This is a genomic window from Rhodoferax sp. GW821-FHT02C08 (assembly GCF_059421805.1).
The window spans coordinates 35,541-48,324 of sequence record NZ_JBWKVR010000015.1 but is presented as its reverse complement, the minus strand read 5'-3'; the positions used below and the strand labels follow the sequence as shown (position 1 = coordinate 48,324).

Genomic DNA, 12,784 nt, shown 5'->3' with positions numbered 1-12,784 from the left:
GGAATGGTTGGCGGGTTGGCCGGCACTTATTTGTTGGCCAGGCTGCGCAGCTCGGGCAGGTCGGGCCGCTCATCGGCCAGCTGCTGCCAGAGCTTGCGGGAGTCGCTCAGAAACCGGCCCTGCTCCAGCAGCGATGCATAGATCAGCCGGTCGGAAAACGGTGCCTGCGGGCCGGGCCGCAAGGCCTCCATGCGCTCACGCTCCTGCGGACTGCTGAGCGAAAAATACGAAGAGCGAACCAGGCTGTTGGCACCCGGCACCTCCAGCGTCAAGCTCCACACATAGTTCACACCGGCCTGCAACTGCACGCTGTCGTCCAGCACCAGCTGGCTGCCCGACACAGTGGTAGACAGCAGCTGCTTGTCGCTGCCCTCGTCGCGCAGTTCAAACTGCACGCGGGCATTACCGGGAGGCAGGGTCCAGGCGAATGTGGGGCGGACGCCGAGCACCTTGCCGGTGGGCTCCAGCAGTTTGAAGCGGTCCAGGCCCGGCCCGCGCATCACCATGCCGCCCAGCACCACGCGGCCATTGGTGGTCTGCAGCCGCGCGGTTTCGGCGGCCACCACTGACGAACGCAGAATGGCGCTGGCCCCGGCAACAGACTGCGGCCCGGTCGCTCCCAAGGTAATGCGCGCCGGCCCGCGCAGCTGGAATTCGGTGCCCGACTGCAGGTAGACAAAGCTCAGTGTGGCGCCCTTGTCCAGCTGGATGTCGGCACCCGTGGCCAGCTCGGACAGCAGTGCCACCGGCTTGCCGCCGGAGGCGAACGCCACTGCGCCTTTGACATCGGTCACCACTGCTACCGCCTGTGCCTGGGCGCCCGCAGCCCACAGGCTGAGCGCCAGCAGCAGAAGCCAGGCGGTCCATCGGGCCGGTACGAAAGCGTGTGTGGGGGACATGGGATTCCTCGTGAAGGGGGTCAACGCACCGGGTCGCCAAACAGCGCGTACGGCGCCCAGTAAAACGGGTGGCTCCAGCGGCCTCCGCCCAGTGTGCCGTCCAGCATGGCCAGCTGGGCCTGGCGCAGGCTTTCGCCGCGCGAAACCGCCCCCTTGGCCTGGACTGCAAAAGTGGCGCTGGTCAGGGCCGTGGCCGACTCCGATTCCACCGCCCAATGGGTTGCCAGCACCGAGCGCGCACCAGCAAAAAAGAAGCCACGCACCAGGCCGGACATCGCCGCCCCGCCCTGCTCGCCCGCCGCCGTGTTGCAGGCCGATAGCAGCACCCATTGCGCATTCAGGCGCAGGCCCAGCACGTCGTCCAGCTCCAGCAGCGGCGACTCGCGTTCATCACTGGTGGCAGCCATGGCCAGCGAGGGTTTGGAGATACCGGGCAGCTCACCGGGCAGCAGGCCGTGGGTGGCGAAGGCGACCACGCGGCGGTCCAGCAGATTCGCGTCCAGCACGGCGCGGCGCGTGGCCTGGGCGCCCAGCAGCAGGTCGGTCTTGGCATTCGCGCCGAGTGCGCCGGCCAGGGCCAGCAGCTCAGTGCGGGTATCGGGCAGAGCCGGCATGTCGGCGTAGCGAAAGCCCCATTCGGCGTCGTAACGCGCGGCATCCGGCTGCAGCTGGGTGCTCACGCGCACGGCTTTGCCGGCCTGGGCATTGAACAGTGGGTCGCCAAACCCCATCAAGGCCTTGGCCGCCACCGCAGGCTGGGCTACCCGGCGCAGCGCCAGCAAGGCCGAGGACGAAGGCAGCTGAGTCACCGCCATCTGCCGCACCAGCCAGGCCGGCGCCTGGTCGGGCTGCGGCGGCTGTGTGACCAGGGCCGCCAGCGGCAGGCTGGCCAGGGGCCCATCGGTGGCGATGAGCAGCGAGCGCACATCGCGCAGGCTGGGTTCTATGGGGCCTAGCAGGTCTTTGTACAGCGCGTACAGCGGGGCGCTGGGCACGACCGGCTCGCGCCCTGCGGGGGCGCTGCCCAGGTCCAGCTGGCCACGCAGCTGGGCCACGCGCCGGGCCAGATCGGCACGCGACACGGCCACGGCGCTGAAGGCCTTGCGGCCATCCGCACCCAGCAGCCAGACCAGGGTGGCGCTGTCGGTGGGGTAGAGCACCAGCAGGGCCTCGCCAGGGGTTAGCAACTGGCGCAGCTGGTCCGGCCGGGGCGTGCTGGGCGTGACCAGGTCGGCATAGGCGGGGAACTGCTTGGCGATCCGCTCGCGCTGGGTGGTCAGCGCGGTGCGCGCAGTGCTGACACCGGTTTGCTGGGTTTTGATGCTATCGCGCACGGCCTGCTGGCGCTCGGCAAAGGCTTTGCGGTCGGCCTCTGGCAGGGCCTTGAATTCGGCCGTCTGGGCCTGGCGGCGCAGGCTGTCTTCCTCGCCCAGGCTGGTGTTGAGCGTGGCGACCAAAGCGGACACGGCCTGGCGCTGGGTCTGCTCCTGGTCCAGCAGGGCACGCAGGGCCGGTGTGCTGGCCAGCACGCGGGCCGTGCTGTCGGTGATGGCACGCTGGGTCACGCCCAGGCTGCTGCGGTCGGCCAGCTGCAGGGCGCGGTCGCTCATGGCCGGGTCCACCGCCTCACCTTTCAGCGCCTTGTCGGCCACGAAGCGCATGAACTCGTCGAAGGTAATGCCCAGCACATAGCCGCGCACACCGCGCAGGTCCAGGTCCAGCCAGCCGCCGGGGTTGTCCAGCGTGGCGGCGAACAGGGCTTCGTAGTCCACCATGGCCAGGCGCAGGTCGCCGCGCAGCAGGCGCACCAGGCCGCGCATGCCGGCCGCCTCCTGGGTTTGCGGGTGGTTGGCGCCGTACAGGCGGTTGCGGTAGCGCAGCGAGCGCTCAGTCAGCTCCAGCGCCTCTTCCATGCGCCCGTTCTTGACCGCCAGCAGGGCCAGCAGCCGCCAGTCGGATGCGCGGGTGCGGGCCAGAGTGTCGGGCGGCATGCTGGCCAGAAAGCCCCGGTAAGACGCATCGGCCTCGGGCCAGCGCTTCAGGCCGATCAGCGCGCGCACGATCTCCTGGCGTGCCAGCCAGCCGGTATGGCTGGCGGCGCTGACACCGGCGCGCTGCAGCATTTCGTCGGACAGCTGGGCTGCGGCCAGCGCCGGGGCGAATTGCTGGGTGGCGTTCAGGCTGGTGGCCAAGCGGTAGTTCCAGCGCGCGCCCAGGCCGTCGCTGATCTGGCCGGAGCGCCACAGCGCCAGGTTGGCCTGGGCCACATGGATGGCTTCCTGCGGCCGGCCATCGCGCACCAGGGCGTAGGTCAGCATGCCCATGGAGCCGTCAAGACGGCCATAGGCATCCAGCACATCCGGGTCGCGCGGCCCGGTGCTGTGGCTGCGCGCGGCCTGCACGGCACTGCGACTCAGGCCTATCGATTCGCGCAGCGTAGCCACCATGGCCTTGCCATTACCTTGCCAGCGCTCGATTTCGGCACGCACCTGCAGCCGATTGACGGGCAGACCGGCGGGCGCCACGCCCTGGCGCAGGGCCTGCGCCGCCAGGTCGTCGGCACGCGACCACAGCCGGGCCAGAATGGCGCGGTCATTACCCTGGGCGGCGAAATAGGTCTGGCGCAACGCAGCCAAGGCACGCTGGCCCAGCGGCAGGCTGGAATCCGTGACGAAAGCTTCGCTGACCTCCAATGCCTTGCCCGAACTGCCCCAGGTGAATTCAGCATCCAGGTAGGTGGTGATCCAGCTCTCCCCGCCGGGCCGGCCGCGCCCGGCGTCCACCAATTGGCGGGCAGTGGCGATCAGGCGGGCGCGCTCTTCCAGCAACAAGGCCGCACGGTACTGGCGTTGCAGCGCGGCGTAGCGGGCATCCGGGGTATCGGGCAGAGGCTGGGCCAGCAGGCGGGTGGCTTCGTCGCGGGTCAGGTTGCTGCCGCTGACGTCGCCTTCGTCCAGGCTGGACATGTTGCCCGCGTCGTCGGCATCACTTTGTGCGTGGGCCGCCAGCGGCAGGGCTAGGCACAGCGCCAACAGGCAAATGGCGAGCCCATAGTGGCCCCGGTGGTGTCGCTCGGACAGTGCATGCACAAACAGCCTCCCAGGCAACCCAAGTCGGCAAATCTTAGTTCTGGCCGGCGACGGGTGTCAATCGGGGAACGACCTCACATGCTATCTATTCAATAGCTTCCAGCGCAGATACCAGCTGCGCCAGCGGCATATTTGGCTTGAACTTCAATGCGCAAACATCGCGGCCTTACGCGCGCTGGCCGTGCGGTGCGCATACTTGCGGTCCTGCGCGCGGGCCAGGAAGCTCATGCCGAAAGCCACCAACGCCAAGGCCGCGCCCACCCAGGGCAGTTTGGGCATGGGACACGCCGGACTGCAGGGCCGTGGCCTGGGCGCGCTGGTCACGCGACACCAGGTCCGCCGCCACCTCGGGCAGCAAACCCATGATGGCAAATTCGGTGGAGCCTGTACCGAAGGCGCCCGCAGTCAATGCCATCAAGAGAAGCCGCTTGCGCAGTCTGCTCGCTCAGGCGGCCTTGCGGCGGCGCACCGCCACCATCGCGGCCAGGCCCAGGCCCAACAGTGCCACCGAGCCCGGCTCGGGCACATGGTTGGTGGTTACGCTGTTGGCATTGGTGGTGAATCGATAGGTACCGGCCGCGCCATTCAGCGAGGACAGCGCCAGCGAGTAGCGGCCAGCGCCGAGCACCAGGTTGAAGTCGGGATCACCGTATGGGCCGCCCAGGCTGTTGCCGTGGGAGTCGTCGAAGTAGTTGATCCAGGTCAGCGCGGAGTTGTACTGCGCGGCCTGGCTGTAGGAGTAAAAAGCGTTGGCACCTGCCGCGGCGTAGTCAAAACCACTGGTGTCTCCGCGGTACAGGCCGGCAATCAGATCAGGAGCCGCCACCGTACGGTTGAAATTGAAGACCGTGGCTGACGTGCCGTTGGAGTCAAACACAAACCAGTCGACATTGCCGTCCACCGACGAAGCGCCGGTAAGCGAATAACCGGTGTTCATGCCGCTGTGGAACGACTCGGAGGTGACCGGCATGGCCTGGGCGACACCCGAAAGAGCCAAACCAACCAGAGCCAGTGCAGATGCAAATTTCATACGTTTCCTGAATTAATACAGGCGCCAGATGCCTGCTATTGGTAACAGTAACGTAAAGACGAAATGCCGAACTGGCACTAAGTCATTGAAATCTAATGAAATTTTTATTTCATCGCACCCAGTGTGTAAAAGTTGTTAATAGTTACATCTATTTGAGCAACCGGGCACAAGCCCCCATCACGTCGCAGCGCCACAGCTGTGGCAGAACTTGGCAAACGCACTCTTACGGGTGTTGCAGGGTTTGCAGTGGTCGAACAGGCCGATGCCGCAGTGCGGGCAGAAGTCGATACCGGCGTCCTTCAGATCCACCGTGCGCTCGCAGCCCGGGCACACGCTCTTGGCCAGGCGGGCCAGGGCCACGTCGTAGCTGAGTTCCTCGCGCCGCTGGGCATCCGGCAAGGCCTCGGCCAGCTTCTGCTTTTCCAGATAGCGGTTCAAGCCCACGATGGCCTGGCGGCCCACCAGCACGGTCAGCACGATGCCGACCACGTAGCGCACGTAGCCGCCGTAGCTGGGCAGGTAGGGCACCAGCTCGATGAAGAAAGCGAACAGCGCAAAGTAGATGAAGCCCCAGACGAACGGCCAGTAGGTGCTCTTGCGCTTCTTGGCAAACAGCCAGCCCGCCACCACCAGCAGGGGCAAGGTCAGCGCCAACCGGTAGCCGAACACGCGCAACTCCTGCTTGCGCTGCTCGGCGTACAGCGCCTCTTGCGCGGTCTGCTCCAAAGTGGACAGCTTCTTTTGCGCGGCCTGCACCGACTGGCGGGCGTCCAAGGCACGTTGCTCCAGCTGTTCGATCTGGCTCTGGGCGTTGCGCTCTGCGGCCTTGAGCTTGTCCAGCGCCTTGGTGCGCGACAGCAGCTCGGGGTCCTGGTCGGCGCTGCCGGTGGCGTGGCGGGTGGCCAGCCAGTTGTCAAAGGTTTCACGCGCCGCAGCGGCATCGGTCTGCGCCACCTGCAGCTTGAGCTGGGCCTGCTCCAGCGCAGTGTCGGCCTCGTGTTCGGCCTGCTCGCCGGTCTTCACGGCGGCACGCGCCTGGGCGGCGGCGGGCTTGTCTATGAAGTCCTCCTGGCTGAACTGGTGCTCCACCTGCGGCAGGTCGCCGACGATACTGCCCCCCAGGCCGATCAGGAAACCACCAAACACAAACGCCACCAGCCACAGGCCACGGCGGAACCACTTTTCAGACAAACGCAGTGCTTTGCTCATCGCAACTCCTTCACAGGGACAAACGGACCGGCGCCTTGCCCAGTTGGGCCCGCTGCAACCAGGCAAACACCGAGTCTACGGTGACTGTCTCGATGCGGTCGCTGAAACGCTTGGCATTCGGGTGGTCGTCAAAGGCCACGTTCGCCTGGGTCGCACGCGCGCCCAGGCGCGTCAACGGACCAATGTGCAGCGCTGTGGGCTCGTAGCCCTGGCGCTGCAGCCAGGCCTGGGCGCGCAGCCGGCTGTCGGCGCCGGGCTCCATGGCCGAGGCCAGGGTTTCCAACGCCCATTGGTTGGACTGCTGGTAGCGCGTGCCCCAGGCGTAGCTGACCAAGCTGTAGGGCTTGGTGTGCATACGGGTGGCGCGGGCCGGGTCCTGCAGCAGGGCCAGCAGGCGGTCCTGCACCTCGGGCGTGGGCACGACCCAGGTGGCCTCGTAGCGCCACAGGTCGTCCATGAAGAACTCGCCCAGGCCCTGGCGGTAGATGGCAGCATCTGGTGTGCCGCACTGGTTGAGCTTGTGCAGCACGCGCCACACGTGGCCGCCCTGCCCGTCAGGCTGCTGGTAGGCGAAGCCGAGATGGGAATAGCGCAGGCCGTACGCACTGAGGTCTTGCCCGGCGCGGGCCAGGACCACCACGCGCGCGCCGCTGGCATCCAGTGCCGCGAAGGTGCGCTCGGCCAGGGTCAGGCCGCGCTCCACCGTGGCGGCTTTGGGCGGCTGTTCGGCGTCGCAATTGCGCCCCGCCAGTGCGGGCTGGGCCAGCCACAGGCCGGCGCAGAGCCAGAGAATGGAGAAGAAACGGATCCGCATAGCCGACTAGCCCGTGACTTTTTCGTTGTACAGCAGGGCCCGGCCCAGAGCGTTGGGGATGAAGGCAATCGCCTCGCCCGCCGCCGACAGCACCACGCCAGCCCCGATGACGCTGACCGTCACCACGCTGCCCACCGCCAGCGCCGTGCCTGACACGGCCCGGGCGCCGATCTCCACGCTGGCCTGGGCGCCGTCCGAGGCACGCTCCAGCAGGTACACCGTGCCACGGGCGGTGGACTGCACCGTCTTCACCACCAGCACCGCGCCCGCCGTCAGCAGCACCACCGGCAGAGCCACGACCGTGCTGGCCGCCGCCGTCGAGCCCACCACGACCGAGGCGATGGGCAGGGCCGACATAGCGCTCAGCGCAGAGGCCTCGCTTTGGGCCTGAGCATCAAATGGGGCTGTAGCGCAGAAGATACCTGCGCAAGCAGCTATCAAAATACTAGCAATTGGGTTTCGCATAAGGGTCTCCAGAAGTTATTCAGCGTCGGCGCGGTGCAGGCGGTTGCGCAGCTGGGCATCGGCCACATCGGCCTCATGCCGGTCACGCAAAGTCTTGGCGAGGGTGAAGCTGCCGGTGATCAGATAGAGCCAGCTCACACCCAGAAAGGCCTTGTACGTGTCATTGACCTCCATACGCACCAGGCCCCAGCCGGTCAGACCCATGGCCAGAAAGAAGCCGCCCCAGACCACCAGCTTGAACATGGGCGTGTCGGCATTGCGCTGGTCGCCCTGGGTTTTCTCGTTGTCGCGCACAAACTTGGACAGCACGAACGCCGCCGTCAAACAAAAGAAGTAGCCCATCACCATAAAGGCGCGGTCCAGGTCCTTGCCGGGCAGATAGGCCAGGCCCACGGCGCAGACAAAGACCGCCAGGGCAAACGAGACCCAGACCTGCAAGGACCAGGCTTTGGAGTCGCGGTGGATCAGAACTTGTTTGGTGATTTGCATGCTGCCCTCTGGGAAGTGGTTGAAGATGGCCGCGATTATCAAAAGCCACCCGGCCCGGCCAGCCATATTTCAGGACCAGTGGCGATTAATCAGCTGCAAGGCATGAAAAAACGATACTTTCAGCCCACTGCCGGCTGCATGCACAATCGCCAGGATGAAACCACCACCCAGACTGCAAGCCTTGGTCGAAGAAGGCCTGATCGACACCGTGGTGCGCCAGCTGATGAGCGGCAAGGAAGCCATGGTCTACGTGGTGCGCAGCGGTGACCACACCCTGTGCGCCAAGATCTACAAGGAAGCGACGAACCGCAGCTTCCGCCAGGCGGTGGACTACACCGAGAACCGCAAGGTCAAGAACAGCCGCCAGGCCCGCGCCATGGCCAAGGGCAGCAAGTTCGGCCGCCAGGCGCAAGAGGCGGCCTGGCAGAGCGCCGAGGTCGATGCGCTGTACAAGATGGCCGATGCCGGCGTGCGCGTGCCCAAGCCCTACAACTTCTTTGAAGGCGTGCTGCTGATGGAGCTGGTGACCGATGCCGCCGGCGACGCCGCCCCGCGCCTGAACGACCTGGTGTTCAGCCCCGAAGACGCGCGCCGCCACCATGCCACGCTGCTGGCCGAGGTGGTGCGCATGCTCTGCGCAGGCACGGTGCACGGTGATTTGTCGGAGTTCAACATCCTGCTGGGCAATGTGAACGGGGTGGACGGCCCCGTCATCATCGACCTGCCCCAGGCGGTGGACGCCGCCGGCAACAACCACGCCCAGCGCATGCTGCTGCGCGACGTGGCCAATCTGCGCGACTTCTTCGGCCAGTTCGCCCCCGAGCTGCGGCACACCGCCTATGGCCCCGAGATGTGGGAGCTGTACCAGCGCGGCCTGCTGAGCACCGAGGTGACACTCACCGGCCAGCACGCCAGCAAGGCCGGCGCGGTGGACATGGGCAGCGTGCTGCGCGAGATCGACGACGCCCGTGCCGAAGACGCGGCCCGGCGGCTACGCATGCAGCAACGTACCCAGGGTCAATAGGGGGCTGGACAACGGCCTGGGCACGCTAATATCTACCAGGCCCACACACTACATCAGTTACAGCCCATCCTAGAAAGTCCTTATGCGTTCACGGGCATCTGGCAAGGGGGTTTCTTTATCGACCAGAATCCGGTTACTGGTCATGGTCACAGTCCTGCCCGCTGTTTTGCTGGCGGTCTACCAGGCGCAGGCCACCCGCACGGCGGCCATCGACGCCACCCGGGAGCTGGCCGCATTGACGGTGTACTCCATCGCCAACAGCCAGCAAAAGCTGCTGGACGACACCCGCCAGTTCCTGCAGAACCTGGCCTATCTCCCCGTGGCCCAGCAACTGGATGCACCGGCATGCTCGCAGTACCTGGCCGAACTATTGGCGCTCAGCACAAGCTACGTGAATCTCGGCATGCCCCGGGTCGATGGTGCGCTGCTGTGCAATGCCAAGCCTTTGAGCGCCCCCGTGAACGTGGCGGACCGGCCTTACTTCCAACGCGCCATCAAACAGCGAGAGTTTGCGATGGGGGCCTTCCAGATGGACCGCGCGGCAGAGGTCTCCAGCGTGAACTTTGCGTTTCCCATCGTCCGGTCGGGCAGCCAGGAGGTACTGGGTGCCGCCGTCGCGGTGGTTTCGCTGGACTGGTGGGGCCGCCGCCTGGCCGATCTGGACCTGCCGGAGGGCGCCGTGGCCCGCATGACGAATCCGCGGGGCGTCGTCATCGTCCGCTACCCACCGGCTCCTGATGAACTGGGTACGCGCTTGAGTGACGTGGACTCTTCCTCTTCACTCGTCCTGACCGAACCCGGCGTGCTGCAACGCCAGAATGGCCAGGGCGTGCGCGAACTGGTGGTGTTTCGCTCGCTGCTCGAATCCGGCGGCGACATCGTCGCCACCATCAGCCTAACCATACCGGTAGAAAAACTCTACGCGGTTGCCAACCGCCGTATGTGGACCGACATCGGCTTTCTGCTGGCCGGCTTGCTATTGTCTTTTGCGCTGGCCCATGAGGGCATACGCCGCGCTGTGGTGCGACCCGTGCGCCGGCTGCTGGATGCCACCGACCAGTTGGCGCAGGGCCAGTTTGTGTCCAGCATGCCAGCCACCGGCATCCCGGAATTGGCCGAGCTGGCACAGCGCTTCAACCATATGGCCTTGCGGCGCCAAAGCATGGAAGCCCAGCTGCGCCAAAGCGAGGAGGACCTGGCCATCACCTTGCACTCGATTGGCGACGCCGTGATTTCCACCGACACCGAAGGGCATATCAGCCGCATGAACGCGGTGGCCGAGCGGCTCACCGGCTGGCCTTTTGCCGAAGCCCAAGGTCTGCCCATGGCGCGGGTCTTGCGCCTGGTCAACACCGACACCCGCGCACCGGTGATGGACCAGGTACAGCACGCCATCGCACGCGGCAACGTGGTGGGCCTGAGCGAGAACACGACCCTGCTGGCCCGCGACGGCAGCGAATACCAGATCGCCGACAGCGCCGCCCCCATACGCGACACCAGCGGTACCGTGGTGGGCGTGGTGATGGTGTTCAGCAATGTGTCAGAGGCTTACCGCACACGCCGCATCCTGCAGGACAACGAGGCCCGCTTCCGCACGCTCACCGCGCTCTCGTCCGACTGGTACTGGGAGCAGGACGCGCAGTTCCGCTTCGTCACACTGGACGGCAGCCTGGAGCAGAAATCCGATGCTCGTTACCCCACCCCCTTGGGTGCAACCCGCTGGGATTTGCCCTGCCTGAACATCAGCGAAGCACAGTGGGAACAGCACCGCGCGGTACTGCAACAGCATCTGGAGTTTCGCGACTTCGAGATCCAGCGCAGCAAACCGGATGGCAGCACCTACTGGATATCCGTCAGCGGCACGCCCGTCTTCGATGGCAAGGGAAGCTTCTGCGGCTACCGGGGCGTGGGCAAGGACATCACCAAACGCAAACACGCGGAAGACGAGCTGCGCATTGCCGCCATCGCCTTCGAATCCCAGGAAGGTGTGCTGGTCTCCGACTGCGACAACACGATTCTGCGCACCAACCGGGCATTCAGCAAGATCACTGGCTACAGCGCGGAAGAGGCCCTGGGCAAGACCCTGCGCCTGCTGGACTCTGGACGCCATGACGCTGCATTTTTTGCCGATATGGCCCGTATCCTGAAAACCGCCCACGAATGGAAGGGCGAGATCTGGAACCGCTGCAAAAACGGTGATGTCTGCCTGTACTACATGACGGTTACCGCGGTGGCCGACGCCAACGGCCAGCCCAGCCACTATGTGTCCACGCTCGTGGACATCACGCAAAAGGCTGCTGCCGCCAAGGAGATCGAGCACCTGGCGTTTTACGACGCACTGACCCAGCTACCCAACCGCCGGCTGATGATGGACCGCATGCAGCAGGCCTTTGCCTCCAGCGCACGCACCGGCCGCCAGGGCGCCCTGCTGTGTCTGGACCTGGACCATTTCAAGAACCTGAACGACACCCTGGGGCACGATATGGGCGACGTGCTGCTGCAGCAGGTGGCGCAGAGGCTGAAGGCCTGTGTGCGCGAGGGCGACACCGTGGCCCGGTTTGGCGGCGACGAATTTCTGGTGCTACTGGAAGACCTGAACCTGCATGCCAGCGACGCCGCGAAACAGACCCAGAGCGTGGGCGAGAAAATCATCTCCACATTGAACCAGCCCTATCTGCTGGCCTCCCACACCGTGCACAGCACGCCCAGCATCGGCGCCGTCCTGTTCAGCGGCCAGACGCAGTCGCTGGACGAACTGGTCAAGTACGCCGATCTGGCCATGTACGCCGCCAAGTCCGCTGGTCGCAACACCATCCGCTTCTTCGACCCCATGATGCAGGCCGCCGTCAGCGCACGCACCGCACTGGAAAACGATTTGCACAGCGCCCTGGCCGAGCAGCAGTTCCAGCTGTACTACCAGATACAGGTGCAGCACGGGCAGCAGATCGTCGGCGCCGAGGCGCTGATACGCTGGCACCATCCCACGCGCGGGCTGGTGCCGCCCGCCCAATTCATCGCATTGGCAGAAGAAACAGGCTTGATACTGCCCGTCGGCCTGTGGGTGCTGCAAACCGCCTGCGAACAGCTTTACCGCTGGCAGAGCGACCCGCGCACGGCCGACCTGCAGCTCGCGGTCAACGTCAGTGCACGCCAGTTCCGGCAGTCCAACTTCATGGAGCAGATCTGCGCGGTGCTACAGCAAACAGGCGCCCGACCCGATCGACTCAAGCTGGAGCTGACCGAAAGCCTGGCGTTGGACAACGTGGAGGACACCATCGCCAAGATGACCGCGTTGCGCAACCTGGGCCTGCACTTCTCCATGGACGACTTCGGCACCGGCCAGTCGTCGCTGTCCTACCTGACGCGCCTGCCCCTGGACCAGTTGAAGATCGACCAGAGCTTTGTGCGCAATATCGGCATCCAGCAAACCGATGCCCTGATCGTGCAGACCATCATCGGCATGGCGCACAGCCTGGGCATCAACGTGATTGCCGAAGGCGTGGAAACCGAAAAGCAACATGCCTTTTTACAGCAGCATGGTTGCACCCTGTGCCAGGGCTATCTGTTCAGCCGACCGGTTCCGCTGGAAGAATTCGAGCAGCTGTTGCGCCGCAATACAAAAAATTCAACACCGGTGTAATTGCATCGCCTGCTGCAGCACGCATCTGCCCACCGCAAGCCCACGCCAGCCTCCTACGGAGACAACCGTTGAAGCTCGCAACTTATGGCATATGCATAACCCATACATCTCCTAAAATTCTGCGA

10 protein-coding genes are annotated in these 12,784 nt (G+C 65.4%); 2 read left to right on the top strand and 8 right to left on the bottom strand.

From position 1 onward, the window contains the following. Positions 1-26: 26 nt before the first annotated feature. From AC07VY_RS17910 to AC07VY_RS17875, 8 genes are all read right to left on the bottom strand, one after another. Complete coding sequence (locus AC07VY_RS17910) at positions 27-899, bottom strand: hypothetical protein (RefSeq protein WP_495098626.1); 873 nt, start codon at positions 897-899, stop codon at positions 27-29. A 20-nt stretch (positions 900-919) separates the two neighbouring features. Next, complete coding sequence (locus AC07VY_RS17905; RefSeq protein ID WP_495098625.1) at positions 920-3,988, bottom strand: CHAT domain-containing protein; 3,069 nt, start codon at positions 3,986-3,988, stop codon at positions 920-922. Between the two features lie 166 nt (positions 3,989-4,154). After that, positions 4,155-4,403: a hypothetical protein gene (locus AC07VY_RS17900; protein ID WP_495098687.1), complete on the bottom strand. Its 249-nt coding sequence runs from the start codon at positions 4,401-4,403 to the stop codon at positions 4,155-4,157. A gap of 30 nt (positions 4,404-4,433) precedes the next feature. Beyond that, a complete protein-coding gene (locus AC07VY_RS17895; RefSeq protein WP_495098624.1) occupies positions 4,434-5,018 on the bottom strand; it encodes a PEP-CTERM sorting domain-containing protein in 585 nt (194 codons plus the stop codon). Between the two features lie 177 nt (positions 5,019-5,195). Next, the gene (locus AC07VY_RS17890) at positions 5,196-6,227 is read right to left on the bottom strand and encodes a serine endopeptidase (protein WP_495098623.1); all 1,032 of its coding nucleotides are present in this window, start codon (positions 6,225-6,227) and stop codon (positions 5,196-5,198) included. 10 nt (positions 6,228-6,237) lie between these two features. Then, positions 6,238-7,041 carry a DUF2145 domain-containing protein gene (locus AC07VY_RS17885; protein WP_495098622.1) on the bottom strand — a complete coding sequence of 268 codons (804 nt, stop codon included), beginning with the start codon at positions 7,039-7,041 and terminating at the stop codon, positions 6,238-6,240. Between the two features lie 6 nt (positions 7,042-7,047). After that, positions 7,048-7,506 (bottom strand): hypothetical protein, encoded by a 459-nt coding sequence (locus AC07VY_RS17880; RefSeq protein WP_495111356.1) that lies wholly within the window; start codon positions 7,504-7,506, stop codon positions 7,048-7,050. Between the two features lie 15 nt (positions 7,507-7,521). Further along, positions 7,522-7,995, bottom strand: coding sequence for a YiaA/YiaB family inner membrane protein (locus AC07VY_RS17875; RefSeq protein ID WP_495098620.1), 474 nt, complete (start codon positions 7,993-7,995; stop codon positions 7,522-7,524). A gap of 154 nt (positions 7,996-8,149) precedes the next feature. Here AC07VY_RS17875 and AC07VY_RS17870 point away from each other — a divergent pair, with 154 nt between their 5' ends. Together AC07VY_RS17870 and AC07VY_RS17865 are read left to right on the top strand one after the other, a co-directional pair. After that, positions 8,150-9,019 carry a PA4780 family RIO1-like protein kinase gene (locus AC07VY_RS17870; protein ID WP_495098619.1) on the top strand — a complete coding sequence of 290 codons (870 nt, stop codon included), beginning with the start codon at positions 8,150-8,152 and terminating at the stop codon, positions 9,017-9,019. 142 nt (positions 9,020-9,161) lie between these two features. After that, the gene (locus AC07VY_RS17865) at positions 9,162-12,659 is read left to right on the top strand and encodes an EAL domain-containing protein (RefSeq protein ID WP_495098618.1); all 3,498 of its coding nucleotides are present in this window, start codon (positions 9,162-9,164) and stop codon (positions 12,657-12,659) included. The last annotated feature ends 125 nt before the right edge of the window (positions 12,660-12,784 follow it).